Below are 25,213 nucleotides of genomic sequence, written 5' to 3'. Positions count from 1 at the left end.
CCATGCGTCTGTCTCTTCTCATGGCGGCGGTGTGCGCGGTGGCCGGTGCGGGTCCTGCCCTTGCCCAGACCCCGGTGAGCGATGCGCTGCAGCGCCCTGCGCTGGCGGTCAAGGCGCCGCAGCGGGCCGTGCTGCTCGCCGCGGCCCAGGCCGGCGCCCGCACCGTGGCGGTGGGGGAGCGCGGCATCGTGGCCCTGAGCGACGACCGCGGCGCCACCTGGCGCCAAGCCCCGAGCCCGGTGAGCGTGACGCTGACCATGGTGCGCTTCGCCGACGATCAACACGGCGTGGCGGTGGGCCACGGCGGCACGGTGCTGAGCACCGACGACGCGGGCGCCAGCTGGCGCCTGCGCCTCGATGGCCGGCGCCTGGCCGGGCTGGCCCAGGCAGCCGCCACCACACCCGCCGCGCAGCAGGACGCCGAGCGCCTGCTCGCCGACGGACCCGACAAACCGTTCCTCGATGTGCTGCAGTGGGACGCCAAACGCCTGCTCGCGGTCGGCGCCTACGGGCTCGCCTTCTACAGCGCCGACGGCGGCGAGAGCTGGGCGCCCTGGATGGACCGCCTGCCCAACCCCAAGGCCCTGCACTGGTACGTGGCGCGGCGCGCGGGCAACACCCTGCTGCTGGCCGGCGAACAGGGCCTGCTGGCACGTTCCGACGACGGCGGCCAGACCTTTCAGACCATGAACACGCCCTACAAAGGCAGCTGGTTTGCTGGCGAACTGCGCGCCGACGGGCAGACCGTGCTGGCCGGGCTGCGCGGCAACGTGTGGCGCTCCACCGATGGCGGCGCGCAGTGGGCCCAGCTGGCCTCTCCCGTGCCGGCCACCATCACCGCCATGGCGGTCGACGCCAAGGGCGGGCTGCTGCTCGCCAGCCAGGCCGGCGTGGTGCTGCGCCTGCAGGGCGACGCGCTGGTGCCGCTGAAGGCACCCCCGGTGCCCATGCCTTCGGCCCTGCTGCCGCTGCAGGGCGGACCGCTGCTCACGCTCGGTGTGGCCGGTGTGGTGCCGGTGGACGCGGGAGCGCTTCAATGAACGCGCCGGCCTTTGATCCCCGCTCGGGCTCGCTGATCGAGCGCGCGCTGTTCAACCACCGCGCCGTCGTGGTGCTGCTGTGCGCGCTGGTCACGCTGCTGCTGGGCTGGCAGGCCACGCGCCTGCAGCTCAACGCCAGCTTCGAGAAAACCATCCCCACCAGCCACCCCTACATCCAGAACTACCTGGCGCACCAGGCCGAGCTGAGCGGGCTGGGCAACGCGGTGCGCATCGCGGTGGCGCGGCCCGATCCTGCGGCGCCGGGCCGCTCCCCAGCGCAGGGGCGCCCCTTGGGGGCCGACGCCGAAGGCGTCTTGGGGTCGTCAGCTTCGATCTACGACGCGAAGTACCTCGACACGCTGAGGCGCCTGTCGGACGAGGTGTTCCTGCTGCCCGGCGTGGACCGCGCGCGCATGAAGTCGCTGTGGACCCCCAGCACGCGCTGGGTCGGCGTGACGGAAGACGGCCTCGAAGGTGGGCCGGTGATTCCCGACGGCTTCGACGGTTCACCGGCCAAGCTGCAGCAGCTCGCCGCCAACGTGGCGCGCTCGGGCGAGATCGGCCAGACCGTGGCGCGCGACGCGAAGTCGTCGGTGATCTTCGTGCCGCTGCTCGCCAAGGACGCCGAGGGCCGGGCCATCGACTACGCACGCCTCTCCGCCCAGCTCGATGCGCTGCGCGACAAGTACGAGGCCGAAGGCGTCACGGTGCACATCACCGGCTTCGCCAAGATCGTGGGCGACCTGATCGATGGTGTGAAGGCCGTGCTGGTGTTCTTCGCCATCGCCGTGGCCATCGCCACCGCCATGGTGTTCTGGTACACGCGCTGCGTGCGCTCCACGCTGCTGGTGGTGCTGGCCTCGCTGATCGCGGTGGTCTGGCAGCTGGGCCTGCTGCCGTTGCTGGGTTACGCGCTGGACCCGTACTCCATCCTCGTGCCCTTCCTCGTGTTCGCCATCGGCATGAGCCACGGCGCGCAGAAGATGAACGGCATCATGCAGGACGTGGGACGCGGTGTGGACCAACTCGTGGCCGCGCGATTCACCTTCCGCCGCCTGTTCCTGGCCGGGCTCACGGCGCTGCTGGCCGACGCGGTGGGCTTCGCGGTGCTGCTGGTGATCGACATCCAGGTCATCCGCGAGCTGGCCATTGCAGCGTCCATCGGCGTGGCGGTGCTGATCTTCACCAACCTGATCCTGCTGCCGATTCTGCTGAGCTACACCGGCGTGAGCGCCAAGGCCGCCGCGCGCAGCCTGCGCGCCGAGCAGGCCGACGCATCCGGCGCGGCCAAGCACCCGATGTGGGCCTTGCTCGACCGCTTCACCCGGCGCCCCTGGGCCACGGGGGCCGTGGTGGCCGGGCTGTTGATGGGGCTGGGCGGCTTCGCGGCCAGCACGCAACTCCAGATCGGCGACCTGGACCCGGGCGCGCCCGAGCTGCGCGCCGACAGCCGCTACAACCGCGACGTGGCCTTCATGAACGCCGCCTACGGTGCCGGCAGCGACGTGCTGGCCGTGATGGTCAAGACGCCCGAAGGCCAGTGCTCGGCCTACGACACGCTCAACAAGGTCGACGCGCTGGAATGGGCGCTGCGCCAGATCGACGGCGTGGAAAGCACCAACACGCTGGCGCTGCTGAACCGGCGCGTGCTCTCGGGCCTGAACGAAGGCAACCCGCGCTGGTACGAATTCCTGCCCAACCAGGACATGCTCAACACGGTGACGGCCAGCGCGCCGCGCGGGCTCTACAACGACGCCTGCGGCCTGCTCACGGTCTACGTCTACCTGCGCGACCACAAGGCCGCCACGCTCAGCCAAGTGGTGGACCATGTTGAAGCCTTCGCCCGGGTCAACAACACCGCCGACACGCAGTTCCTGCTGGCCGCCGGTTCGGCCGGCATCGAGGCGGCCACCAACATCGTCGTCAAGGACGCGTGGCGCACCATGCTGCTGCTGGTCTACGGCGCCGTGGTGCTGCTGTGCTTCATCACCTTCCGCTCCTGGCGCGCGGTGGTGGTGGCGGTGCTGCCGCTGGTGGTGACCTCGTTCCTGGCCGAGGCGCTGATGGTCGCCCTGGGCATGGGCGTGAAGGTGGCCACGCTGCCGGTGATCGCGCTGGGCGTGGGCATCGGCGTGGACTACGCGCTCTACATCCTGTCCATCACGCTGGCCCAGCTGCGCGAAGGCAAGAGCCTGTCTGAAGCCTATTACCGCGCCCTGCTGTTCACCGGCAAGGTGGTGATGCTCACCGGCGTCACGCTGGCCATCGGCGTGATCACCTGGGTGGCTTCGCCCATCAAGTTCCAGGCCGACATGGGCCTGCTGCTGGCCTTCATGTTCCTCTGGAACATGCTCGGCGCCCTCGTGCTGCTGCCCGCGCTCGCGCACTTCCTGCTCAAACCCCAGGCCCGGACCGCCGTCGCCCCGGCACCCGCGCCTGCCCCTTTTCACATGAGGACTTCACCATGATCCCTGCTGTGCTCCGCCGTTCGCTGCTGGGCCTGTCCATCCTGGCCGGCGTGTCCGGCGCCGGGGCCGCGGCGTCGCCCGACGCCGTGTTCGACCGCTACGTCACCGCCGTGCACGCGGGCGACATGGCGACGGTGCGCGCCCTGATCGCGCCCGACGTCGAGCGCTCCGACTACGTCGGCTGCCGCCCCGAGATGGACAACCCGGCGTGCCTCGCGCACTACATCGAGACCACCGTCGTGCAGCCGAAGGCGCGGTTCACCCTCCTGCGCCGCCAGCTTGACGGCGACACCGTCAGCGCGCGGCTGGAGGTGCGCAGCCCCTGGCATTCCAAGGCCGGCATCGACCGCATCGTGGGCACCGACGTCGTCCGCGTGCGCAACGGCCTGATCCACGGATTCCGCTTCGTGCCCGACTTCGGCGATGAGTCCACCGCCATCTTCTTCGGCTCGTTGGGCATCGGCCCGCGCGCCGCCCAACCCCCTTCCAAGTGAGCACCATGTTCAAGTACTTCCCCACCAACTACGTCTGGAACCTCTCCGTCAATCTCGCCATCGAGATGGGCGCGCGCATCGGCGAGATCGAGCAGATGTGCGCCCCGCTGCAAGAGGCCGCCAAGGCGCCCGACGCCGCCGGCACCGCGGCCTTCCGCGAGACCTGGGTGAGCATGGCCGACCGCCTCTGTGGCCTGGCCGAAGAAGACGAGGCCAAGGGCCGCCTGTTCTCGGCCGGCGAAAAATACCGCCGCGCGGCTGGCTACCTGATCACCGCCGAGCGCCTGCAGGCGCACAACGCGCCGGGCCGGCTGGCGATCTACCAGCGCGCGCTGGCGCTGTTCCTTCAGGGCTCGCGCCTGGTGGGCGACCGGGTCCAGCGCGTGGAGATTCCCTACGAGGGCCAACACCTCGCGGCCCTGTACTACCCCGCCGACGGCCTGAAGCCCGGCGAACGCGCGCCGCTGTGCGTGCAGCTCAACGGCCTGGATTCGAGCAAGGAGATGAAGGTGCTCGTGGGCCTGCCGGCCTGGCTCGCGAAGCGCGGCGTGTCCTCGCTGGTGGTGGACCAGCCGGGCACCGGCGAGGCGCTGCGCCTGCAGGGCCTGACCGCGCGCTTCGACGCCGAGCACTGGGCCAGCCGCGTGGTCGACTGGCTGGAGCAGCACCCCGCCGTGGACCCGACACGCATCGGCTGCGAAGGCGTCTCGCTGGGTGGTTACTACTGCCCGCGCGCCGTGGCGATGGAGCCGCGTTTTGCCTGTGGCGTGGCCTGGGGCGCCAACCACGACTGGCGCGACGTGCAGAAGCGCCGGCTGGAGAAAGAGGGCGACTTCCCGGTGCCGCACTACTGGGCCCACGTGTGCTGGGTCTGGGGCGCCAAGGACGTCGACGACTTCATGCGCATCGCCGAAGACGTGCACCTGGACGGCGTGGTCGAGAAGATCAAGGTGCCCTTCCTGGTGACGCACGGCGAGCGCGATTCGCAGATCCCGCTCAAGTGGGCGCACCGCACCTACGAGCAGCTGGTCAACAGCCCCAAGCGCGAACTCAAGGTCTTCACCGACCGCGAAGGCGGCGTGCAGCACGCCAGCTTCGACAACAGCATCAACGCCGGTCACTACATCGCCGACTGGATCGCCGAAACCCTGGGCGGACGCACGGCCGCCTGAACCATCACGAACCTAGGGACACCAACATGAACATCATCGGACTCGACGCCCTGGTCTTTGGCGTGGACGACCTCGCCGCCTGCCGCCAGTACCTCGTCGACTACGGCCTGCGCGACGCCGGCCACGACCGCTTCGAAGCGCTCGACGGCACCGCCGTCGTGATCCGCGCGAAAGACGACGCCTCGCTGCCGCCCGGCCTGGGCACCGCCAGCATGCTGCGCGAAACCGTCTACGGCGTGGCCGATGCGGCCACGCTGCAGGCCATCGCCACCGAGCTCTCGCGCGACCGCAGCGTGACGCAGCAAGACGGCGTGGTGCGCGCGCTGGACGACATGGGTTTTGCGCTGGCCTTTCAGGTGAGCGTGCGCCGCCCGCTGAACCTGCCCGCCGAAACCGTGAACGCGCCGGGCGCGCCGGTCCAGCGCCCGGCGAACACCGTCGCTGTGGACCAGAACGCGCCGGCCCTGCCGCGCTCGCTGTCGCACGTCGTGTACTTCGTGCCCGACACCGCGAAGGCCGAGGCCTTCTACCAACGGCTGGGCTTCGTCTGCACCGACCGCTTCACCGGCGTCGGCCCCTTCCTGCGGCCCGCCGGCACGCACGAGCACCACAGCCTCTTCATGATCCAGACGCCGCCCTTCATGAAAGGCTGCGAGCACTTCACCTTCCACATGGGCGGTCCCACCGAGGTGATGCTCGCCGGCACGCGCTTTCTCGAAAAGGGCTACCAGAGCTTCTGGGGGCCGGGGCGCCACAAGTTCGGCAGCAACTGGTTCTGGTACTTCAACTCGCCGCTGGGGTGCCACATCGAGTACGACGCCGACATGGACCTGCACGACGACAGCTGGACCGCGCGCGCAGTGCCTCTGGACGCCGACGCCTCGCAGCTGTTCCTGTTTCAGCACCGCGAGAAGTGGGCGCCAACAGGCCCGTGAAATGCAACACCCCCGCGCCGCTTCGCGTGCCTTGCAGGCCGCGGCATCGTCGGAGCCGATGCCTCTTCGTCCCGTCCAAGCCTGCGCAGGCAGGCTTGGAGCCGCGGTCCTCAGCCCCCCTCAAGGGGGGCGGCACTGGCCGTCCGGCAAAGCCGGCCCGGCGGTGCCTCTGGGTGGCGTTGTTTCATGCGCTGCGGATGGCGCTCCGGCGCCGTGGACCACTGAATGCCACAGACCATGAAGCTTTGCCACATCGACCACCTGCCCGACGGTGCATCAAGGGGCTTTGACCCGCACCAGGTCGGTCAGGACACGGTGCTCGTGGTGCGCCAGGGGGCCCGGCTGTTCGCCTACCGCGACGCCTGCCCCCACCACGACACCCCCATGGCCTGGCGCAAGGACGCCTACCTCGACGGCACGGGCCAACACATCGTCTGCGCGGCCCACGGCGCGCAGTTCGAGATCACGACCGGCCTGTGCACGCTCGGGCCCTGCCTGGGCGAATCGCTCACCCCCGTGCCCCTGCTGATCCACCACAACGGCGAGGTCCACCTCGCTTCCAACAACATCCTGGAGACACCCACATGACCCGCTCAGCATCCCGCATCCTCATCATCGGAGGGGGCTTCTCCGGCATGTCCGCCGCGATCCAGCTGCGCAAGCTGGGCGCCGAGGTCGACCTGGTCGAGATCGATCCCGGCTGGCGCAGCTACGGCGCCGGCATCAGCCTGGGCGGCGCCACCCTGCGCGCCTTCCGCACCCTGGGCGTGCTGGACGCGTTCCTGGCACACGGCCACGCCGCCGACGGCGTGCAGCTGTGCCTGCCCCACGGCCCCCGGGTCGCCGAGCTGCCCACGCCGCGCATCGCGGGGGCCGACGTGCCCGGTGGCGGCGCCATCATGCGGCCGGTGCTGGCCCGCATCCTGGCCGACGCCACGCGGGCCTCGGGGGCCAACGTGCACCTGGGCTGCACCTTCACGAAAATCGAACAGGACGCCGAGGGCGTGGACGTGAGCTTCACCGACGGCCAGCAGCGCCGCTACGACCTCGTGATCGGCGCCGACGGCCTGTACTCCAAGGTGCGCGAGGAGGTGTTCCCGCAGGCGCCGAAACCGCAGTACAGCGGGCAGGCCGTCTGGCGCGCCGTGCTACCCAGGCCGCCCGAAATCGAGACCTGCGTCATGTGGATGGGCCCGCAGGTCAAACCCGGCGTGAACCCGGTCTCGAAGACCGAGATGTACCTCTTCGTCACCGAGCCCCGGCCCAGCAACGAGCACCTGGACCCGGCCACGTTCGCGGCCCACCTGCGCGGCCTGCTGGCCGACTTTCCCGCCCCTGCGCTGCAGGCCATCCGCGACCAGATCGGCCCGGATTCGCAGATCGTCTACCGCCCGCTCGAAGGCCTGCTGATGCCGCGCCCCTGGTCCAGCGGTCGCGTGGTGCTGATCGGCGACACGGTGCACGCCACCACGCCGCACCTGGCCTCGGGCGCCTGCATCGGCATCGAGGACGCGCTGGTGCTGGCCGAGGAGCTGGGCCGCGCGACCGAGGTGAGCGAGGCCCTGGCCGCTTTCGAAACCCGGCGCTGGGAACGCTGCCGCATGGTGGTGCAGAACTCGGCCCGCCTGGGCGAGATCGAGGTCGCCGGCGGCGACAAGGAAGAACACGGTCGCATCATGCGCGAGTCCCTGATGGCGCTGGCCCAACCCATCTGACCCAGGAGATGCCATGAACCCCCACGCTCGAAACGTCGTTGTCTCGCTGCCCCCCGAGGGGGCGAATGCCTCCTTTGAGGCGGCTCGGCAGGAGGCACCATGACCACACGCCCCACCAGCACCTTCGGCCATGTGGCCCTGATCGTCGCCCACTGCGCCGGCATGGTCGATCTCGTCGCGCTGCCGGTCTGGGTCGGCACCCTGATCCAGCATTACCAGCTCGACCCCCAGCAGGCCGGCGGCCTGGCCACCCTGTTCCTGATCGGCGCGGTGCTGTCCAGCGTCTTCCTGGCCTCGCGCTTCCAGCGCGTCAAGGGGCGCTGGGTGGCGGCGGGCGGCTACGCGCTCGCGGCCACCTGCTTCGGCGTGCTGTCGCAGCCGCAGGACTACGCCACCATGGCCTTGCTGCACGGGCTCGGCGGCCTGGCGGCCGGGGCCGCGCTCAGCGTCACCCACGGCACCATCGCGCGCAGCGCCAACCCGCACCTGAAGTTCGCCATCGTGGGCATCGGCCTGGGCGTGTTCGCGGTGCTGTTCCTCGGCGCCTCGCCCAAGATCATCGCGGCCACCGGCGGCCACATGCTGTTCGTGCTGTTCGGCGCGGTGATGCTGGTGGCCTCGCTGGTCTGCGCGGCCGGTTTTCCAGAGCCCGAGCGCGAGGCCTCGGCGGTGGACGCGCCGGTCGCGCGCATCCCGCGCGCCGTCTGGTTCGGCATCGTGGGCATCAGCGCCATGGCCCTGGTGCAGTCCATGACCTTCAGCTTCCTGGAGCGGGTCGGGTCCGACCGGGGCTACAGCCTGGGCCTGATCACGGGCGTGTTCGTGGTGATGGGCCTGGTCAACCTGCTGCCCGCCGCGCTGGCGGCGATGCTGGAGAAACGCTGGAATCCGCGCAGCGTGCTGCTGGCCGGCCCGGTGATCCAGGTGCTGCTGGCCGCGGTGATCATGAACGCGCCCAGCTTCTACCCCTATGCCGCCGCGGCCTCGGTGTTCGCGGCCGTGATGATCTTCACCCACACCTTCGCCTTCGGCCTGCTGGCGCGGCTCGAACCCAGCGGCCGCGCCATGGCCGCCACGCCCGCGATGCTGATGGTCGGCGCCGCCATCGGCCCGGTGCTCGGCGGCACGCTGGTGAAGACGGCCGGCTACGGCAGCCTGGGCCTGGCGGCGCTGCTGATCGGCTGTCTGGCCGTGCTGTGCATGTCCCGGCTGCCGGGGCAGGCGCCCGCGCTGCTGCAGCAGGAGGCCGCATGAAACCGCAACGCCGCTTTGTCGACCTCTCCATCTACCTGGAGAACGACGTGCTGTCCGACCCGCCCCCGCTGGCGCCGAAGATCACCTACCAGCAGCACGCCGACACCCTGCCCGAGTTCATGGCCATGATCCCCGGCACCCGGCCCGAGGACTACCCCGACGGCGAGGCCGCCGCCGCCGAGTGGGTGACGCTGACCACGCACAGCGGCACCCACCTGGACGCGCCCTGGCACTTCCACTCCACGCAGGACGCGAAGAACGGCGGCAGCAGGCCCTCGATCACCATCGACGAGGTGCCGCTGGACTGGTGTTTCCAGCCCGGGGTGAAGCTCGACTTCCGGCATTTCCCCGACGGTCATGTGGCCACCGCCGCCGACGTCGAGGCCGAGCTGGCCCGCATCGGCCACACGCTGGAGCCACTGGACATCGTGGTCGTGAACACCCGGGCGGGCTCGCGCTACGGGCACAACGACTTCGTGAACGCGGGCTGCGGCATGGGTTACGAAGCCACCATGTATTTGCTGGAGCGCGGCGTGCGCCTGACCGGCACCGACGCCTGGAGCTGGGACGCGCCCTTTGCCTACACCGCGCAGAAGGTGGCCGAGACCGGCAACAAGGCGCTGATCTGGGAAGGCCACAAGGCCGGCCGCGACATCGGCTACTGCCACCTGGAGAAGCTGCACAACCTCGAAGCCCTGCCGGCCACGGGCTTCACCATCAGCTGCTTCCCGCACAAGATCCGCGGCGCTTCGGCCGGCTGGACCCGCGCGGTCGCGATCTTCGAAGACCGGCCGGACTGACCCCCAGACAAAGAGACACACCATGACATTCTTGAACGGCATGGCCGCGGCAGCGCTGGGCCTGTTGATGCTGGGCGGCGCCCAGGCGCAGACCCGCGTGATCACCCTGGGCACGCAGGGCGGCCCCTTCCCGAGCCCCACCCGCGCCCAGCCCGCCAGCGCGCTGGTGGTGAAAGACCGGGTCTACCTGATCGATGCCGGCAACGGCGTGAGCCAGCAACTGGTGAAGGCGGGCCTGGACCACCGCCGGGTCGGGCAGATCTTCATCACCCACAACCACGACGACCACAACGCCGACTGGGGCACGCTGATGGGCCAGCAGTGGGCCACCGGCCGGCGTCAACCGACCCATGTGCACGGCCCCGCCGGCACCGAAGCCATGCTGCAGGGCTTCCTGGCGTACTTCAAGCCCAACGCCCGCATCCGCATGGCCGACTCGAAAGGCATGGCGCCGCCGGACCAGCTGTTCATGGCCCACGATTACGCCGGCAACGGCGAGGTCTACCGCGACGACCTGATCACCGTCACGGCGGTCGAAAACTGCCACTTCGGCAAGGAAGGGGCCGGGGCCAGCGGCCTGGACCATTCCTACTCCCTGCGCTTCCAGACACCCGACAAGGTGATCGTCTTCAGCGGCGACACCGGGAACTGTGCGCCGGTGCAGGCCCTGTCCAAGGGCGCCGACCTGATGATCCACGAGGTGATCGACCTGGACCTGATCGAGAAGGCGATGCTGGCCCAGCTGCCGGCGGCGTTGGCACAAGGCTTCATGCGCCACATGCGGGACGAACACACCACGGCCGAGGATGTCGGCCGCCTGGCCAAGGCCGCGGGCGTGAAACAGCTGGTGTTCAACCACGTCATCCCGGGCAAGGACGAGCCCGACAGCGTGTACCTGGAGCCGGCCCGCCAACACTTCGACGGCCCCATCACGGTGGCGCGCGACCTGATGTCTTTCTGATCAACCTGTGGCCGGAGGCCTGGAATGCCCATGCATGCGAACCCGTCTTTTCCTGCGATCCACCGCGTCGTCACCGGCCACGATGCCGACGGCAAGGCCATCGTCGCGCACAACGGCCCGTTGCCCACCGTGGTCGAGATCGCCGCGATCCCGGGCACGGTGTTCCACGAGGTCTGGAGCACCACGGCCACCCCGGCGCCGGTGGACAACGGCGCCGACCCGACGCTCGGCCCGCTGATGCTGCCGCCGCCCCAGCAGGGCACGCGCATGCGCTTCGTCGACATCCCGCCCGACACGGCCGAGTTCCTGTCCCAGGGCGCGGGGAAGATGAAGGACGCCTTCGCGCAGATCGGCGACGAGAAGGCCTCGACCGTGAAAGCCCACTCGCCGCACCCGCTGATGCACCGCACCGAGTCGGTCGATTACGGCATCGTGATCGAGGGCGAGATGACCCTGGTGCTCGACGACAGCGAGGTGCTGCTCAAGGCCGGCAGCGTGGTCGTGCAGCGCGGCACCAACCACGCCTGGGCCAACCGCTCGGGCCGGCCCTGCCGCATGCTGTTCGTGCTGCTCGACGGCGCCTACGACCCGGCGATCGCCCAGGCGCTCGCGGCGCGCTGAGCCGGGACCAACGTTTCAACAACCCCAGGAACAACCGATGAAATTTGCGACCTTGCGTGACGGCAGCCTCGATGGACAACTGCTGCTGGTCTCGCGCGACGGGCAGCGCGCCGTGCGCGCCGGCGCCGTGGCGCCCAGCCTGATCGAGGCCCTGCAGCGCTGGGACGAGGTGCAGGCGCCGCTGTCCGACCTGTGCGCGGCGCTCAACGCCGGCAGCGCCCCCGGCGCTTTTGACTTCGACCCCGCCGCCTGCACGGCGCCCCTGCCGCGCGCCCCGCAGTGGCTCGACGGTTCGGCCTTCCTGAACCACGGCCGCCTGATGGAACAGGCCTTCAACACGCCGGCGATCCCGCTGTTCGACAGCGTGCCGGTGATGTACCAGGGCGCCAGCGACGACTTCCTCGGCCCGCACGACGACGTGCCCCTGCCCACCGAGGCCGACGGCATCGACTTCGAGGGTGAGTTCGGCGTGGTCACGGGGCCGGTGCCCATGGGCGCCTCGCCCGAGGCCGCGCTGGCCTGCGTGCGCCTGGTGGTGCAGGTCAACGACTGGAGCCTGCGCGCGCTGGGCCCGCACGAGATGAAGACCGGCTTCGGCTTCCTGCAGGCCAAACCCTCCACCGCCTTCGCGCCCGTGGCCGTCACGCCCGACGAACTCGGCAGCGCCTGGCGCGACGGCCGGGTGCAGATGCACCTGCACCTGCGGTGGAACGGCGAGCGCTTCGGCGAACCGCACGGCGGCGAGATGAACTTCCACTTCGGCCAGCTGATCGCCCACGCGGCGCGCTCCCGCCGGCTCACGGCCGGCACCATCGTCGGCTCGGGCACGGTGAGCAACGTCGCGCGCAGCGCGGGCTCGGCCTGCATCGCCGAACGCCGTGTGATCGAGAAGATCGACCAGGGCGAGATCCGCACCGGCTTCATGAAATTCGGCGACCGCGTGCGCCTGCAAGCCTGTTTCGAAGACGGTCAGGCCGGCCCGTTCGGCGTGATCGACCAGCGGGTGGTGCCGGCCATCGGGGCGCTCTGATGCGCTGGCTGGTGACGGGCGCCAACGGCTTCGTGGGGCGCGCGTTGGTGCGGCGCCTGCTGTCCCAGGGCCTGCCCGGCGGCCGCGCGCTCACGCAGCTGGCGGTCACGGACTTTGCGCTGGACGACGACGTGGCCGATCCGCGCCTGCTGCGCCTGCCGGGCGACCTGACGCAATCGGCCACCTGGGCCGACGCGTTCGCGGCGCCGCTGGACGGCCTGTTCCACCTGGCCAGCGTGCCCGGCGGTACCGCCGAAGCGCAGCCGGCGTTGGCGCGTGCGGTCAACCTGGACGCCACGCAGGCGCTGCTGGACCAGTGCCGCGCCCAGGTCGAGCGCGGTGGCGTGGCGCCCCGGCTGGTGTTCGCCAGCACCATCGCCGTCTATGGCGCGGCGCTGCCCCCCGAGGTGAACGACCACACGCCCGCGGCGCCCCACATGGTGTACGGCGCGCACAAGCTCATGGCCGAGATCGCCGTGGCCCACGCCAGCCGGCGCGGCTGGCTCGACGGCGTGTCGCTGCGCCTGCCCGGCGTGCTGGTGCGGCCGCCCGCGCCCACCGGGCAGCTCTCGGCCTTCATGAGCGACTTCATCCGCGAGCTGGCCCAGGGCCGATCGTTTGAGTGCCCGACCTCGCCCGGCGCCACCACCTGGGCGTCCTCGCTGCCCGGCGTGGTCGACAACCTGCTGCACGCGGCCGTGGTGGACGCCGCGCGCCTGCCGCCCTCGCGCAGCCTGCTGCTGCCCACGCTGCGCTTCAGCATGGCCGAGCTGGCCGAGGCCATCGCCCGCGTGTGTGCCGTGCCCGCCCCGGCGCGGGTGCGCTGGTCGCCCGACGAACGCATCGAAGCCCTGTTCGGGCGCTTTCCCCCGCTGCGCACCGACGCGGCCGAACGCGCGGGCTTTGTCAGCGACGGCGATGGCGAGACGCTGGTGCGCCGGTCGCTCGCGCTGTCCTGAGTGGACGGGTCAACCGGGGGCGGCGAGCACCCGCTGCACATGCGCCAGCAGCCCCGCGCTGCCGTCCTCCACCAGGTCCAGTACCGCCTCGAAGCCCTTGGGGCCGCCCTGGTACGGGTCGGGCACGACCGGGCTGTCGTGCTGCTGAAAGAACTCGGCGAAGCGCCGCAGCTTCTTCGCGTGCACCGGCGGGCACAGCCGCTCGGCCAGCACGAAGTTCTCCCAGTCCATCACCAGCACCAGGTCGAACACCTCAAAATCCTGCGCCGTGAGCTGGCGCGCGCGCTGGGTCGAGAGGTCGTAGCCGCGCTGCAGCGCGTGTTTCTGGCTGCGCGCGTCGGGCGGTGCGCCCACGTGGTAGCTGTGCGTGCCGGCCGAATCGACCTGCACCCGGTCGGCCAGCCCGGCCTCCAGCACCTTGGCCTCGAACACGCCGTGCGCGGTCGGGCTGCGGCAGATGTTGCCCATGCAGACGAAGAGGACGCGGAAGTCCGGCGGGGTGTGGGGGGTGTTCATGAGGGGCATTGGACCGCAAACCGCCCTGCAACGAAATGCACCCAGCGTGCGAACTGACCGGTTTTCGGGGGCTTTTCCGCGCTTCGACCCCCGGGGTGCTGGCACTATGCTGTCCACTGGGCACGGTCCGCCGGTCGCCGCCAGCGACCTCGGGCCCCTTTGACCTCTTCTCACCCCGGAACCGACATGGCCAGTGATCTGGATACGGTGCGCGTGCTTCGTGCACTGTTCAACGACATACCGCGCGCGCCGCAAGGCCTCTCGCACGAGGCGACGATGGAGTGGATCCAGCGCTCGATGACCGACTTTCCGGGCGGCGAGGTCGCCTACATGATCGAGCACGTGACCCGCAATTCGATGGTGGACATCGTGCTGCGCCTGCGCGAAGACGGCTACCTCAAGGACGACCAGCAGTTCGACGAGACGCTGAAGCAGATCTCGACCCCCGAAGGCCGCAAGACCTTCATGGACTGGTGCATCACCGCGCAGAAGAGCGTGGACGCGACCGCGCGCCTGCTCAACCGCGCCAAGCGCGCCTGGCGCGAGCCCGAGCCGCTGTTCGTGGCCGACCCGGTCGCCGTGCAGCGCTTCATCGACGGCCAGCCCACCGGCCCTGGCGTGCTGTTCGCCGAGTTCGCGATGCGCGACGACGTGCGCGAGATCGGCCTCTTCGGCACCGAACCCGCCGCCATCCATGAATTCGACTGGGGCTTCATCACCGAAGACCGCGGCGAGTGGAACGTCTACGTGACCGAGGTCTGGCGGCGCGGCACGGTCGGCCATTTCGACCGCATGCTCGGCGCCTGGCGGCTGGAGACCACGCACGCGCTGCCCGAAGGCCAGCTGCGCGCGCCGCACGTGCCGCCGGGGCTGACGGAAGACCTGGGCATCACGCGCTTCAGCGCCCTCACGCTGCACACGAACGACGACCCCGCCGTGCGCCGCTGGGTCGGTGAGGTCTTCATCACCCACATGCTGCCGGTCATGGCCGCGCGCTCGCTGGACGAGAACTACGATTTCCCGGCGAAGGTGATGGAACTCAACTGAACGGCGGCCTTAGCCCGCCTCGTACAGCTCCAGCGGCAACCCGTCCGGGTCGCTGAAAAACGTGAAGCGCCGCCCGGTGTATTCGTCCACCCGCACCGGCTCGACCGCGACACCTTGAGCTTCCAGCTGCGCCTTGCACGCGGCCACGTCCTCGACCACGAACGCCAGGTGCCGCAGGCCCTGCGCCTCGGGGTAGGACGGCCGCGGCGGCGCGCCGGGGAAGGAGAACAGCTCCACCTGCGACCCGTCGGGCAGGCCCAGGTCGAGCTTCCAGGAGTTGCGTGCTTCGCGGAAGTGTTCGGCGACCACCTTCAGGCCGAGGATTTCGGTGTAGAAGCGCTTCGACCGCTGATAGTCGGAACAGATGATGGCGGCGTGGTGGATGCGTTGGAGCATGGTTGTCGTGTGTGGATGGGTGCGCGAATCAGGTCGCGGCTGGTGCGGCGAGCTTTTGGCGCACCTGCTCAAGCAAATGCCCGAGGCGATTTTGTCCAGAGCCGTCCTGGCCGGCACCCCAGAAGTGATCGAACGGAGATGCTTCGGCCAAGGGTCGTGAGCCTGTGCTGAGCAAGAGAGCCTGTAGCTCCCGACGTTGGAACTTCAGGCACAGTGCCTTGAGCATCAGCTCTTCGCGGACGGCGTCCCAGTCAGATCGGATGGGAACGGCACGACTCTGGCCCAGCGTGCGTGCCTCCCTTGGGCCGGCGGCCAGTCGAATGCGCTCCCTATAGATGGGATCTGTGAATTTCTGGGCCTGGAAAAAGTGCTCGACCGTCGGCCAGTACACGCCCTCGGATTCAAGACCATAGGGAGCGAAGTTCGACAACTCGTAGAACGGGTCGTTCTTTGTGTAGAAGTAGATGGGCTCTTCGTTCATGCTTGCATCGTTTGGCGAAGCTGTCTTGCGCGTCTGGCCGAGACGGGTTTTGCTCTGGATAGATTGTCACCCCCACACCGCGTCCAGCGCCCCCAGCGCCGCCGCGATCACCGGTTCGCCCGCCCGCTCCGCGAGGCAGATGAAGCTCAGGTCGCATTCCAGCGCCACCTGATCGGCCACCACCAGCCCGTGGGCCTGGGCCTCGCGCATCGCGATCGCGTCGCGCACGAGGGACAGCCCCACGCCGCTTTTCACGAGGTCGAGCATCGAGGCCTCCTGATCGACCAGCGCCACGCGGCGCGGCTCCAGGCCGGTGAGTGAGCCGGGGCCGAAGACGCGGCGCTGCAGCCGGTGGTGCGCGCTGGCCGGCGGGGTGGCGAGCCAGGGCAGGGCGGCCAGCGCCTTCCAGTCTTTGCCTTTGACCTGCGGTCCCCAGCCGGCGGGCGCGAGCACGCGGTAGGTGAAGCGGGTGAGGGCGCGCAGCCGGTAGGGCGGGCCCAGCGGGTCCTGCGGCAGGTCGAGGAAGAAGCCGACGTCGAGCTCGCCGCGCCCGATGCGGGCCAGCACGTCGCCGCTCATGCCCTGGCCCAGCTCGGTGCCAATCTGCGGCGCGGTTTCCACCAGTTGCTTGAGGAAGGCGCCCAGGCGGGTGAACTCGGGGTCGAGGATGGTGCCGATGCGCAGCGTGCCGCGCACGGTGTCGTGCAGGCCGGCGGCGGCCTGGCCGAAGTCGGCCAGGGCGGCGAGGGCGCGGTCGGCCAGCGGCAAGAGGGCGGCGCCGTCGCGCGTCAGCGCCATGCCCTGCGGCGTGCGCGTGAACAGCTGGAGCCCGGTGGCCTCGGCCAGGGCCTTGAGCTGCAGGCTCACCGCGGGCTGGCTCAGGTGCAGGCGCAAGGCCGCGCGCGAGACGTTGCCCTCGCGCGCGACGGCGACGAAGGCGCGCAGGGTCTGGGGGTCGGTGGTGGGCAGGCGGGCGGTCATGGCGGCTTCATTATTTGCCGAACTTATACCTTGGCTTGCTCGATTTCATTGTAAAACCGGCGCCCGTTCCGGCACAGTGCACGCTCAATCGGGCGCTGCGCCATGAGACCGACAAATGAACACAAGACACAAGGAGACCGCTGCATGAACGACACCGCCTTTGATTACGTGATCGTCGGCGCCGGCACGGCCGGCTGCCTGCTCGCCAACCGCCTCTCGGCCGACAGCAGCAAACGTGTGCTGCTGATCGAGGCGGGCCGCACGGACGACTACCACTGGATCCACATCCCGGTCGGCTACCTCTATTGCATCGGCAACCCGCGCACCGACTGGCTCTACCAGACCGAGGCCGACCCGGGGCTGAACGGGCGGAAGTTGCGCTACCCGCGCGGCAAGACGCTGGGCGGCTGTTCGAGCATCAACGGCATGATCTACATGCGCGGCCAGGCGCGCGACTACGAGCAGTGGGCGCAGCTGAGCGGCGACAGCGACTGGCGCTGGGAGCGCTGCCTGGCCGACTTCCGCGCGCACGAAGACCACCACCGGCTCGACGGCGGCAGCGACAGCCTGACGAACCCCGCCTTCGCCCAGCTGCACGGCAACAAGGCCGTGGGCAGCAGCGGCGAGTGGCGCATCGAGAAGCAGCGCCTGCGCTGGGACGTGCTCGACGCCTTCGCGCAGGCCGCGCAGCAGGCCGGCATTCCCGCCACCGACGACTTCAACCGCGGCGACAACGAGGGCGTGGGCTACTTCGAGGTGAACCAGAAAGCCGGCTGGCGCTGGAACGCGAGCAAAGCCTTCCTGCGCCCGGTGATGCAGCGGCCCAACCTCACGGTGTGGACCGAGACGCAGGCCGAGCGCCTCACGCTGGCGCGCGATCCGTCGGGCGCGCTGCGCTGCACCGGCGCCGAGCTGCGGCGCGGCGGCCAGCGCGTGGCGGTGACGGCCGCGCGCGAGGTGGTGCTGAGCGCGGGCAGCATCGGCTCGGTGCAGGTGCTGCAGCTCTCGGGCATCGGCCCCACGGCCGTGTTGCAGGCGGCGGGCGTCGCCGTGCAACACGATCTGCCCGGCGTGGGCGAGAACCTGCAAGACCACCTGCAGATCCGCTCGGTCTACAAGGTCCAGGGCGCGAAGACGCTCAACACGCTGGCCAACTCGCTCTGGGGCAAGGCGGCCATCGGCCTCGAATACGCGCTCCGGCGCAGCGGGCCCATGAGCATGTCGCCGAGCCAGCTCGGTGCCTTCACGAAGAGCGACCCGGCCCAGCCGCACGCCAACCTCGAATACCACGTGCAGCCGCTCAGCCTCGACGCCTTCGGCGAGCCGCTGCACCCCTTCCCGGCCTTCACCGCCAGCGTCTGCAACCTCAACCCCACCAGCCGGGGGCATGTGCGCATCAAGACGCCGCGTTGCGACGACGCGCCGGCCATCGCGCCAAATTACCTGTCCACGGCGGAAGACCGCCAGGTCGCCGCCGACAGCCTGCGCGTGACGCGGCGCATCGTGGGCCAGCCCGCGATGGCGAAGTACCGGCCCGAAGAGTTCAAGCCCGGCGTGCAGTACCAGAGCGACGAAGAACTCGCGCGGCTGGCGGGCGACATCGCCAGCACCATCTTCCACCCGGTCGGCACCACGAAGATGGGGCCGGACAGCGACCCGCTGGCCGTGGTCGACAGCCACCTGCGCGTGCGCGGCGTGGCGGGGCTGCGCGTGGTGGACGCGGGCGTGATGCCGACCATCACCAGCGGCAACACCAACTCGCCGACGCTGATGATCGCGGAGAAGGCGGCGCGCTGGATCGTGGCCGGAGTGTGACCCCCACGCTCCGCCGCTGCGCGGGTCGCTGCCCCCGTGGGGGGCTGATCCGCCTTGGGACGGCCCGGCGGCGGATCGTGTCCACTGCGTAAAGAACCCGACACACAGCCTTCAGGCCGTCCACGTTGCCTACACTGACAGGTTGAGCGCTTTTCCCGGCACCCATGGCGGTGTGGCCCCATGCCCGAGACCCCTTCTTCCCCTTCCCCCCTGATCCATTGCCTGCTGGTTGATGACGACCCGGACATCCGCGAGTTGCTCACCGGGTTCCTGCGGCCCTTCGGCATGGTGCTCGACACCGTGGCCGACGGCGCGGCGCTGCGCCAACGCCTGCCGGCCGGGGGGGTGGACGTGCTGCTGCTCGACCTGATGCTGCCCGGCGAGGACGGGCTGAGCCTGTGCCAGTGGCTGCGGCCGCGCTGGCCCCGGCTGCCAGTGATCATGCTCACCGCGCAGGGCGACATGCACTCGCGCGTGCTCGGCCTGGAGCTGGGCGCCGACGACTACCTGCCCAAGCCCTTCGAGCCGCGCGAGCTGGTGGCGCGCATCCGCGCGGTGCTGCGCGGCGGCCCCGGGCCGGCCGTGCCGCCCGTGCGCCACCGCATCGGTGGCTGGACCTTTGACCGTGTGCAACGCCGCCTGCAGTCGCCCGAGGGCGTGGTCACCCCGCTGTCGGCCGCCGAGTACCGCCTGCTCGTGGCCTTCATCGACCACCCGGGCCAGGCACTCTCGCGCGAGCGCCTGCTCGAACTCAGCCGCGCGCCGGGCGTGGACGCCAACGAACGCAGCATCGACCTCGCGGTCTCGCGCTTGCGTGCGAAGTTCGGCGGCACCGACGGCCTGTCAGGACCGATCCGCACCCTGCGCGGCATGGGCTATGTGTTCCAGCCACTGGAGGGCTCGCGATGATGAAGCGCTGGCGTGAACGCCTGGGCCGCCTGGACTCGCTGTTCCTGCGACTGTTCCTGTTGATGTGGGTGACACTGGTGCTCAGCCAGCTGGTGGCGTTTTCCGTGGTGTCGCCGGTCGGCACCCAGTGGGTCGGTCGCCTGTCCACCGATGGCGCCGCCGCCCTGCCGCCGTTGCCGTCGTTGCCGCCGGGCAACCCGCTCACGGGCGATGGCTTGCGGCCCCCGGGACTGGCGTGGCGACCGTCCGTGCCCCCTATGTTCGGGCCTGACGGCGAACGCCTGCCGGACGGCGAGGGCATGCCGGCGCGTGCGCTGTGGCTGGACTACGCGCTGCGGGCGCTGCTCATCGGTGTGGGCGCGGCCATCGGCGCGCGCTGGCTGTCGGTGCCCATGCGGCGCCTCGCGCAGGCCTCGACCACGCTGTCCAAAGGCCTGGCCGAGGGCCGCGATCTGCCCGCGCTCGACGACGCGCACGGCACGGTGGAGGTGCGCGATTCGGCGCGCGCCTTCAACCGCATGGCCCAGGCCCTGAAACACCAGTTCGACCAGCGCAGCCTGCACATGGCGGCGGTCTCGCACGACCTGCGCACGCCGCTCACCCGGCTGCGCCTGCGGCTGGAGCAGCTGCCGAGCGACGCGGCGCGCGCGGCGGGCGCCGACATCCGCGCCATGGACGAGCTGATCGACGCGTCGCTCGCGGTGGTGCGTGAGCAGGCCACCGGCACCGGGCCCGCGCTGCTCGACCTGGGCGCGCTGCTGCAGTCGCTCACCGACGACCTGGCCGAGCAGGGGCTGCCGGTCACGCTCGCGGGCGATGCTGAGGTCGCCCCGGCCCTGCGCGTGCGGGCGCACCCGGCCTCGCTGCGCCGGGTGGTGGACAACCTGGTGGACAACGCCTTGCGCCATGGCGGTGTGGCGCGGCTGGGCTGCTGGCGGGTCGGTGGCTGGGCCGAGGTCACGGTGGACGACGACGGGCCGGGCATCGCGCCCGCGCAGCTGGAGCGCGTGTTCCAGCCCTGGGTGCGCCTGCCGGACGGCCCCGGCGCGAACAGCGGCGGCAGCGGCCTCGGGCTCGCCATCGCGCGCGACCTGGCGCAGCGCGAAGGCGGCACCCTCACGCTGGCGAACCGCGCCGAAGGCGGGCTGCGCGCCCGCCTTCAGTTGAAGGTGGAGTGACCCCCCGCAGCGCTGCGCGCTACCCCCCAGGGGGCGGCACTGGCCGTCCGGCAAAGCCGGCCCGGCGGTGCCCAGCCAGCACCGGGTCTGATCCGCACGGCGTGCTGTGTGTCCAACCGTACACATACCGCAGAAGCGGGGTTCACAGGCGCTGAACAGAATGCGGCGCATGCACCCCATGGCCACTGTCCTGCCCACCGCCCTCCCGCCCGGTCGAGAGGCCGAGGCCGAGCCCCCGCTGCTGCTGCAGGTGCGGCCCACACGCCGCCCCTACCCGCTGCCGGAATTCCTGGACGCATCACCCGAGCTGCGCAGCGACCTGGCGCCGCCGGGCCTGGGCGTGCCGCTGACGCTGGCGCTGCGCCTGCACGACGGCGCGGGTCAGGCGATCCAACGCGCGGCGGTCTACATCTGGCACTACGACCCCTGCGGCTGGCTGTTTGACGCCGGCGACGACGAGCTCCGGGCCGTGGCCATGATGCGCGGCGTGCAGGTCAGCGACGCCGACGGCTGCGTGCGTTTTCACACCGTGTACCCGGGCCGCTACCGCGACCACACCGTGCCGGTGTACCTGCAGATCTATTTCAACGACGGCCGCCACGTGATCGCGCGGGCCGACGCCTGCCTGCTGTTGCCGGCGCTGGCGGTGGGCGCGGTCGAGGAGTTGTCGGTGGCGCCGCCCGCGCCGCCCAGCCTGCGCAAACCGAGCTTCAACACCGCTGGCGACGCGCAGACGCTGTCGCCCGACCGACTCGTGGCCGACCCCGACAGCGGCGGCCTGCGCGCCGAGCTGTCGATCGGGATCTCACTCGATCAAGCTCACCCCACACACTGACCCGCCTTGACTTCTTTCCCCGGCCACCGAGCCCCCATGCATCCCCACGGACTTTCCCACGATCTCGACACGCTGCTGCGCCAGCAGGCGCAACGCCGCCAGACCCTGCGCTGGCTTTCGGGCGCCGCGCTGCTCACCACCTCCCCGCTGGCACTCGTGGCCTGCGGCGGCGGCGATCTGGAGGACAGCGAGACCTCGGCCGTCTCGGCCAGCGGCGACACCTGCAGCACCATGCCCAGCGAGACCGCCGGGCCCTACCCGGCCGACGGCAGCAGCGCCTCGGGCCAGCGCCTGAACGCGCTCGCGCTCTCAGGCATCGTGCGCAGCGACATCCGCCGCAGCATCGCGGGCGCCGACGGCACCGCACTGGGCGTGCCGCTGACGGTGCGGCTCACGCTGGTGGACGCCTCGTCATCGTGTCTGCCGCTGGAGGGTCTGGCGGTCTACCTCTGGCACTGCACGCGCGACGGCGGCTACTCGATGTACTCGGGCGGCCACACGCAGGAGAACTACCTGCGCGGCGTGCAGGTGAGCGACGCCAGCGGCCAGGTCAGCTTCACCACCATCTTCCCCGGCTGCTACAGCGGGCGCTGGCCGCACATCCACTTCGCGATCTACGACAGCCTCACGTCCGCCATCGACGACGGCCTCGTGGCCGACCACGAAAAGGTCTCGCAGTTGGCCCTGCCCGCCGAGGTCTGCGAACAGGTCTACGGCGTGGCCGCGGGCTACAGCGCCAGCGTCCGCAACTTCGCCGACATCTCGCTGGCCAGCGACAACGTGTTCGGCAACGACAGCGCCGCGCAGCAGCTGGCCGACGTGACGGGCAGCGCCGGCGCCGGGTTCGTTGCCAGCCTCCAGATCGGCTTGAGCACCTGAACGTGTCGCCTTCGTGAGCAAGCCGGCCCTGGAGCGGGGCGCGCAGCGCGGCGGGGGGTGATTGGTTCAGCGCAACCTGCCGATGTAGCGCGTGTCAAGGTCGGCCGGGACCGCCGGCGCCTTGAGCTTGCCCTCGATCACCGTCAGCAGCGGAACGGAGGGCGTCGGGGGTTTTCGTGCCGGCATCACCAGCGCCTCCAGCCGTTCGGCCAGCGGCAGCAGGTCGTCGTGACCGTCTTCGCTCGCCTTGTCGCGCGCGAAGCGGACGATGGCCTGCGCGTATTCAAAGTTGCTGACCATCCACTCGGTGTCGGTCACCCGACCGGTCTTGCGCCTGAGCAGCACATGCAGGTGCGCTGCGGCGGCGAACGCCTCGTTTTGCGACATGGTTTTTCCTTTTCCAACGACAGGGCGGGCGCTGCATTTCCCGTGCCATGCCTTGCAGGCGCCATCGGGGCGCCTGCCTGCACCATCGCAGGGCCTTTATGGCGTGTGGTCGCTGCACGCGCGGCGCAGCAGGGCCTCGAAGTCGCGCGCGAAGGCGTCGGCGTCAAAGAGCGGGCTGTGGCGCGCGGTCTCTCGCAGCGTGCCCCGCAGGTGGGTGAGCGTGCGCAGGGTCTGCGCGCGGTCGTGGGCGAGGCCGACGGCGCGCGCCACGTAGGCGTCGTCGCTGTGCGTGACCCAATCGTCCAGCCCCAGGCTGTGCAGCATGGCCTGGCCCTGCCGGCCGAGCATGCCCGGTGTGGCCAGCGTGAGCGTGGGCACGCCCATCCACAGGGCCTCGGCGGTGGAGGTGCCGCCGGGGTAGGGGAAGGTGTCGAGCAGCAGGTCCACCTCGGCGTATTGCGCGAGGTACTCGCCGCGCCGGGCGGGCTTGCGCAGATCCACCCGCGCGAGGTCGATGCCGCTCTCGGCCAGCAGCCGGTCGAAGGCCGCGCGGGTGTCGCGCTTGCCCATCTGCCGGCTTTGCAGCAGCAGGGTGGCGTCGGGCGCGCCGTCGAGGATGCGGCGCCAGGCGGTGAGCACGCGGCGGTTGAGCTTCTGCAGGTTCTGGAAGCAGCCGAAACGCAGGCCCGGCCGGCTGGCCAGGGGCGGGAACGGCGGCACGTCAGGCGCGTGGGCCGGGGCGCTCATGCACAGCCGGGTGTGGGGCATGTGGAACAGGCGCTCACTGAAGAAGCGCGTTTCGGCGGGCGGCACGCAGTGCGGGTCGGCCACCACGCCGTCCACCGCCGGCAGGCCCAGGGTGCCGAAATAACCGAGCCAGCTCAGCTGCAGGGGCGCGGGCCGCTGCATCAGCGCGCCCAGGCGGTGGTGGTTGGTGTAGCCGCTCAGGTCGAGCAGCACGTCGAGCCGGTCGGCGCGGATCTGGCGGGCGAGCTCGGTGTCGGTCAGCGCCGCCACCGGCCGCCAGGTGTGGGTGCTTTTCTGCAGGCGGCGCGTGACGGCGTCGGTCTTGTCGACGTTGGCGTAGGCGAACACGTCCACCGGCCGCCGGTGCAGGGCCTGCAGCACCGACTCCAGGAAGTAGGCCACCGGGTGGTCGCTCAGGTCGCCCGAGACCATGCCCACGCGCAGGCGCTCGCCCGTGGGCGGTGCGCTGGGGCGCGGCGGCGAGCCGGCCTGTTCGTGCAGCAGGCGCCCGTGGTGTTCACCCAGGCGGCGCAGGGCGTCGAGGTCGGGCTCGGGCAGGCAGTGGGCGCCGAACAGGCTGGCGCTGAGGGACTTGAGGTGGCAGGGGTCGATGGCCAGCGCCTGCCGGTAGGCCTGCAGGGCGCCTTCCGGGTCCAGCAGGTCCATCCGTGCGCGGCCGATGGCGAAGTGCAGGTCGGGGTGGCCGGCGTGGGCGGCCAGCGCGGGCTCCAGCACCGAGAGCGCCAGGCGCGGGCGCTGGTAGTTCTGGCGCAGCAGGCTGGCGAGGTTCAGGCGGGCGGGTTCAAAGTCGGGCCAGCGGCGCAGCAGGTCTTCGAGCCGCGCGCGGGCGTCGGCGTGGCGCTCGCAGCGCACCAGGGCGGCGGCATGGCCGTTGAGGGCGTGGGGGTCGTCGGGCTGGGCCTGGCACACGGCGTCCCAGAGGGCCTCGGCCTCGGCCCAGCGGTGGGTCCGGTACAGCACGGTGGCCAGGCTGTGCTGTGCGCCCGGCAGCGGGGGCTGGCTCCGCACCAGGTCGCGCAGCAGCACCTCGGCCCCGGCGAAGTCCTGCGCGCGGACCATGGCCTGCGCCTGGGCCAGGCGGACCCTGGGGGCATGGGGGAGGGCGATCTGGCCCTGACGGGTGCGCGGCGCGGCGGCGGGCGGTGGTACGGGCGGTTGGGGGCGCACGCGCTGGAGCGGGATCCGGCCGGTGATGGTGCCCTGCCGCGCGGGCGTGCCGGCCGGTGCCGGCGGTGTTGGCTTGTCGCTCATGAGCCCTCCCTTGCAGGCCCCCCGGCCTGTTCTCCGGCATTGTCGGCGATGCCCCACCCCGGCCCCCCAATGGGTTGCCATCCAAGGGAAAGCCCGGATGCACAGGGCTGGTGCGGACGGCTATATTTCCGTCACTCGCAAACGGCGCACAGCGCCGGTGACCGCGGGGGACCGAGGAGACAACCCAGTCCAACAAAAAAATCCTTCAGCGTCCCGAGAGATGCAAACATCACAAACCGACCCCACAAGGGTCGGTTTTTTTTCGTCCCTTGCCCGGTGATGGGTCCGAACCCGGCTGGATGAATGCTTTCCGGTTTGTTC

The 25,213-nt window shown here is 70.7% G+C and carries 25 protein-coding genes; 19 read left to right on the top strand and 6 right to left on the bottom strand.

Annotation, left to right across the window (positions count from 1 at the left end; genetic code table 11):
• Positions 1–2 precede the first annotated feature (2 nt).
• The 13 genes from IV088_RS16065 (at position 3) to IV088_RS16005 (ending at position 13,449) form a co-directional block, all read left to right on the top strand.
• Positions 3–1,040 carry a hypothetical protein gene (locus IV088_RS16065; protein WP_291104126.1) on the top strand — a complete coding sequence of 346 codons (1,038 nt, stop codon included), beginning with the start codon at positions 3–5 and terminating at the stop codon, positions 1,038–1,040.
• Positions 1,037–3,508: an MMPL family transporter gene (locus IV088_RS16060; RefSeq protein ID WP_291104123.1), complete on the top strand. Its 2,472-nt coding sequence runs from the start codon at positions 1,037–1,039 to the stop codon at positions 3,506–3,508. The genes IV088_RS16065 and IV088_RS16060 overlap by 4 nt, the downstream gene beginning before the upstream one ends.
• Positions 3,505–4,002, top strand: coding sequence for a nuclear transport factor 2 family protein (locus IV088_RS16055; RefSeq protein WP_291104120.1), 498 nt, complete (start codon positions 3,505–3,507; stop codon positions 4,000–4,002). The genes IV088_RS16060 and IV088_RS16055 overlap by 4 nt, the downstream gene beginning before the upstream one ends.
• Before the next feature lie 5 nt (positions 4,003–4,007).
• A complete protein-coding gene (locus tag IV088_RS16050; RefSeq protein ID WP_291104176.1) occupies positions 4,008–5,174 on the top strand; it encodes a prolyl oligopeptidase family serine peptidase in 1,167 nt (388 codons plus the stop codon).
• Positions 5,175–5,200: 26 nt separating this feature from the next.
• Positions 5,201–6,109 (top strand): VOC family protein, encoded by a 909-nt coding sequence (locus IV088_RS16045; RefSeq protein ID WP_291104117.1) that lies wholly within the window; start codon positions 5,201–5,203, stop codon positions 6,107–6,109.
• A gap of 237 nt (positions 6,110–6,346) precedes the next feature.
• The gene (locus tag IV088_RS16040; protein WP_291104114.1) at positions 6,347–6,697 is read left to right on the top strand and encodes a Rieske (2Fe-2S) protein; all 351 of its coding nucleotides are present in this window, start codon (positions 6,347–6,349) and stop codon (positions 6,695–6,697) included.
• A complete protein-coding gene (locus IV088_RS16035) occupies positions 6,694–7,824 on the top strand; it encodes an FAD-dependent oxidoreductase (protein ID WP_291104111.1) in 1,131 nt (376 codons plus the stop codon). The genes IV088_RS16040 and IV088_RS16035 overlap by 4 nt, the downstream gene beginning before the upstream one ends.
• Before the next feature lie 99 nt (positions 7,825–7,923).
• Positions 7,924–9,078: an MFS transporter gene (locus tag IV088_RS16030; RefSeq protein WP_291104108.1), complete on the top strand. Its 1,155-nt coding sequence runs from the start codon at positions 7,924–7,926 to the stop codon at positions 9,076–9,078.
• Positions 9,075–9,878 (top strand): cyclase family protein, encoded by an 804-nt coding sequence (locus tag IV088_RS16025; RefSeq protein ID WP_291104105.1) that lies wholly within the window; start codon positions 9,075–9,077, stop codon positions 9,876–9,878. Before IV088_RS16030 ends, IV088_RS16025 begins: the two co-directional genes overlap by 4 nt.
• Before the next feature lie 22 nt (positions 9,879–9,900).
• Positions 9,901–10,839, top strand: coding sequence for an MBL fold metallo-hydrolase (locus IV088_RS16020; protein WP_291104103.1), 939 nt, complete (start codon positions 9,901–9,903; stop codon positions 10,837–10,839).
• Positions 10,840–10,869: 30 nt separating this feature from the next.
• A complete protein-coding gene (locus tag IV088_RS16015; RefSeq protein ID WP_291104173.1) occupies positions 10,870–11,460 on the top strand; it encodes a cupin domain-containing protein in 591 nt (196 codons plus the stop codon).
• A 37-nt stretch (positions 11,461–11,497) separates the two neighbouring features.
• On the top strand, positions 11,498–12,490 hold the full coding sequence (locus IV088_RS16010; protein ID WP_291104100.1) for a fumarylacetoacetate hydrolase family protein: 993 nt from the start codon (positions 11,498–11,500) through the stop codon (positions 12,488–12,490).
• Positions 12,490–13,449, top strand: coding sequence for an NAD-dependent epimerase/dehydratase family protein (locus IV088_RS16005; RefSeq protein WP_291104098.1), 960 nt, complete (start codon positions 12,490–12,492; stop codon positions 13,447–13,449). Before IV088_RS16010 ends, IV088_RS16005 begins: the two co-directional genes overlap by 1 nt.
• A 9-nt stretch (positions 13,450–13,458) precedes the next feature.
• Here IV088_RS16005 and IV088_RS16000 read toward each other — a convergent pair whose 3' ends face one another.
• Positions 13,459–13,965: a low molecular weight protein-tyrosine-phosphatase gene (locus IV088_RS16000; protein ID WP_291104095.1), complete on the bottom strand. Its 507-nt coding sequence runs from the start codon at positions 13,963–13,965 to the stop codon at positions 13,459–13,461.
• A gap of 186 nt (positions 13,966–14,151) precedes the next feature.
• Here IV088_RS16000 and IV088_RS15995 point away from each other — a divergent pair, with 186 nt between their 5' ends.
• A complete protein-coding gene (locus IV088_RS15995; protein ID WP_291104092.1) occupies positions 14,152–15,012 on the top strand; it encodes a hypothetical protein in 861 nt (286 codons plus the stop codon).
• A 9-nt stretch (positions 15,013–15,021) separates the two neighbouring features.
• Here the strand turns inward: IV088_RS15995 and IV088_RS15990 are convergent, their stop codons facing one another.
• The 3 genes from IV088_RS15990 to IV088_RS15980 form a co-directional block, all read right to left on the bottom strand.
• Positions 15,022–15,408, bottom strand: coding sequence for a VOC family protein (locus IV088_RS15990; protein ID WP_291104089.1), 387 nt, complete (start codon positions 15,406–15,408; stop codon positions 15,022–15,024).
• 28 nt (positions 15,409–15,436) lie between these two features.
• Positions 15,437–15,889 (bottom strand): NADAR family protein, encoded by a 453-nt coding sequence (locus IV088_RS15985; protein ID WP_291104086.1) that lies wholly within the window; start codon positions 15,887–15,889, stop codon positions 15,437–15,439.
• Between the two features lie 66 nt (positions 15,890–15,955).
• Positions 15,956–16,870, bottom strand: a complete 915-nt coding sequence (locus IV088_RS15980) for a LysR family transcriptional regulator (RefSeq protein WP_291104083.1) — start codon at positions 16,868–16,870, stop codon at positions 15,956–15,958.
• 144 nt (positions 16,871–17,014) lie between these two features.
• On the opposite strand from IV088_RS15980, the gene IV088_RS15975 reads away from it, so the two are divergent.
• The 5 genes from IV088_RS15975 to IV088_RS15955 all read left to right on the top strand — a co-directional run bounded on the left by IV088_RS15975 (position 17,015) and on the right by IV088_RS15955 (position 22,486).
• Positions 17,015–18,685, top strand: coding sequence for a GMC family oxidoreductase (locus IV088_RS15975; protein WP_291104081.1), 1,671 nt, complete (start codon positions 17,015–17,017; stop codon positions 18,683–18,685).
• A 180-nt stretch (positions 18,686–18,865) separates the two neighbouring features.
• Positions 18,866–19,594, top strand: a complete 729-nt coding sequence (locus IV088_RS15970; protein WP_291104078.1) for a response regulator transcription factor — start codon at positions 18,866–18,868, stop codon at positions 19,592–19,594.
• Entirely contained in the window at positions 19,591–20,772 is a 1,182-nt protein-coding gene (locus tag IV088_RS15965; RefSeq protein ID WP_291104076.1) for an ATP-binding protein, read from the top strand. Before IV088_RS15970 ends, IV088_RS15965 begins: the two co-directional genes overlap by 4 nt.
• Before the next feature lie 178 nt (positions 20,773–20,950).
• Positions 20,951–21,607, top strand: coding sequence for a hypothetical protein (locus tag IV088_RS15960; RefSeq protein WP_291104073.1), 657 nt, complete (start codon positions 20,951–20,953; stop codon positions 21,605–21,607).
• 36 nt (positions 21,608–21,643) lie between these two features.
• A complete protein-coding gene (locus IV088_RS15955) occupies positions 21,644–22,486 on the top strand; it encodes an intradiol ring-cleavage dioxygenase (protein ID WP_291104071.1) in 843 nt (280 codons plus the stop codon).
• A gap of 66 nt (positions 22,487–22,552) precedes the next feature.
• Here IV088_RS15955 and IV088_RS15950 read toward each other — a convergent pair whose 3' ends face one another.
• The gene (locus tag IV088_RS15950; protein WP_291104068.1) at positions 22,553–22,873 is read right to left on the bottom strand and encodes a hypothetical protein; all 321 of its coding nucleotides are present in this window, start codon (positions 22,871–22,873) and stop codon (positions 22,553–22,555) included.
• 96 nt (positions 22,874–22,969) lie between these two features.
• Complete coding sequence (locus tag IV088_RS15945; protein WP_291104065.1) at positions 22,970–24,892, bottom strand: tetratricopeptide repeat protein; 1,923 nt, start codon at positions 24,890–24,892, stop codon at positions 22,970–22,972.
• Between the last annotated feature and the right edge of the window lie 321 nt (positions 24,893–25,213).

The organism is Hydrogenophaga sp. (assembly GCF_018780075.1).
In the GTDB taxonomy this organism is placed as follows: domain Bacteria; phylum Pseudomonadota; class Gammaproteobacteria; order Burkholderiales; family Burkholderiaceae_C; genus Hydrogenophaga.
This window is presented reverse-complemented; position numbering and strand designations above follow the sequence as displayed.

What these genes read in the sequence shown, in the direction of transcription:
- IV088_RS16065 (WP_291104126.1), top strand. Translation starts at nt 3, where the DNA reads ATGCGTCTGTCTCTTCTCATGGCGGCGGTGTGCGCGGTGGCCGGTGCG.
- IV088_RS16060 (WP_291104123.1), top strand. Translation starts at nt 1,037, where the DNA reads ATGAACGCGCCGGCCTTTGATCCCCGCTCGGGCTCGCTGATCGAGCGC.
- IV088_RS16055 (WP_291104120.1), top strand. Translation starts at nt 3,505, where the DNA reads ATGATCCCTGCTGTGCTCCGCCGTTCGCTGCTGGGCCTGTCCATCCTG.
- IV088_RS16050 (WP_291104176.1), top strand. Translation starts at nt 4,008, where the DNA reads ATGTTCAAGTACTTCCCCACCAACTACGTCTGGAACCTCTCCGTCAAT.
- IV088_RS16045 (WP_291104117.1), top strand. Translation starts at nt 5,201, where the DNA reads ATGAACATCATCGGACTCGACGCCCTGGTCTTTGGCGTGGACGACCTC.
- IV088_RS16040 (WP_291104114.1), top strand. Translation starts at nt 6,347, where the DNA reads ATGAAGCTTTGCCACATCGACCACCTGCCCGACGGTGCATCAAGGGGC.
- IV088_RS16035 (WP_291104111.1), top strand. Translation starts at nt 6,694, where the DNA reads ATGACCCGCTCAGCATCCCGCATCCTCATCATCGGAGGGGGCTTCTCC.
- IV088_RS16030 (WP_291104108.1), top strand. Translation starts at nt 7,924, where the DNA reads ATGACCACACGCCCCACCAGCACCTTCGGCCATGTGGCCCTGATCGTC.
- IV088_RS16025 (WP_291104105.1), top strand. Translation starts at nt 9,075, where the DNA reads ATGAAACCGCAACGCCGCTTTGTCGACCTCTCCATCTACCTGGAGAAC.
- IV088_RS16020 (WP_291104103.1), top strand. Translation starts at nt 9,901, where the DNA reads ATGACATTCTTGAACGGCATGGCCGCGGCAGCGCTGGGCCTGTTGATG.
- IV088_RS16015 (WP_291104173.1), top strand. Translation starts at nt 10,870, where the DNA reads ATGCATGCGAACCCGTCTTTTCCTGCGATCCACCGCGTCGTCACCGGC.
- IV088_RS16010 (WP_291104100.1), top strand. Translation starts at nt 11,498, where the DNA reads ATGAAATTTGCGACCTTGCGTGACGGCAGCCTCGATGGACAACTGCTG.
- IV088_RS16005 (WP_291104098.1), top strand. Translation starts at nt 12,490, where the DNA reads ATGCGCTGGCTGGTGACGGGCGCCAACGGCTTCGTGGGGCGCGCGTTG.
- IV088_RS16000 (WP_291104095.1), bottom strand. Translation starts at nt 13,965, where the DNA reads ATGAACACCCCCCACACCCCGCCGGACTTCCGCGTCCTCTTCGTCTGC.
- IV088_RS15995 (WP_291104092.1), top strand. Translation starts at nt 14,152, where the DNA reads ATGGCCAGTGATCTGGATACGGTGCGCGTGCTTCGTGCACTGTTCAAC.
- IV088_RS15990 (WP_291104089.1), bottom strand. Translation starts at nt 15,408, where the DNA reads ATGCTCCAACGCATCCACCACGCCGCCATCATCTGTTCCGACTATCAG.
- IV088_RS15985 (WP_291104086.1), bottom strand. Translation starts at nt 15,889, where the DNA reads ATGAACGAAGAGCCCATCTACTTCTACACAAAGAACGACCCGTTCTAC.
- IV088_RS15980 (WP_291104083.1), bottom strand. Translation starts at nt 16,870, where the DNA reads ATGACCGCCCGCCTGCCCACCACCGACCCCCAGACCCTGCGCGCCTTC.
- IV088_RS15975 (WP_291104081.1), top strand. Translation starts at nt 17,015, where the DNA reads ATGAACGACACCGCCTTTGATTACGTGATCGTCGGCGCCGGCACGGCC.
- IV088_RS15970 (WP_291104078.1), top strand. Translation starts at nt 18,866, where the DNA reads ATGCCCGAGACCCCTTCTTCCCCTTCCCCCCTGATCCATTGCCTGCTG.
- IV088_RS15965 (WP_291104076.1), top strand. Translation starts at nt 19,591, where the DNA reads ATGATGAAGCGCTGGCGTGAACGCCTGGGCCGCCTGGACTCGCTGTTC.
- IV088_RS15960 (WP_291104073.1), top strand. Translation starts at nt 20,951, where the DNA reads ATGGCCACTGTCCTGCCCACCGCCCTCCCGCCCGGTCGAGAGGCCGAG.
- IV088_RS15955 (WP_291104071.1), top strand. Translation starts at nt 21,644, where the DNA reads ATGCATCCCCACGGACTTTCCCACGATCTCGACACGCTGCTGCGCCAG.
- IV088_RS15950 (WP_291104068.1), bottom strand. Translation starts at nt 22,873, where the DNA reads ATGTCGCAAAACGAGGCGTTCGCCGCCGCAGCGCACCTGCATGTGCTG.
- IV088_RS15945 (WP_291104065.1), bottom strand. Translation starts at nt 24,892, where the DNA reads ATGAGCGACAAGCCAACACCGCCGGCACCGGCCGGCACGCCCGCGCGG.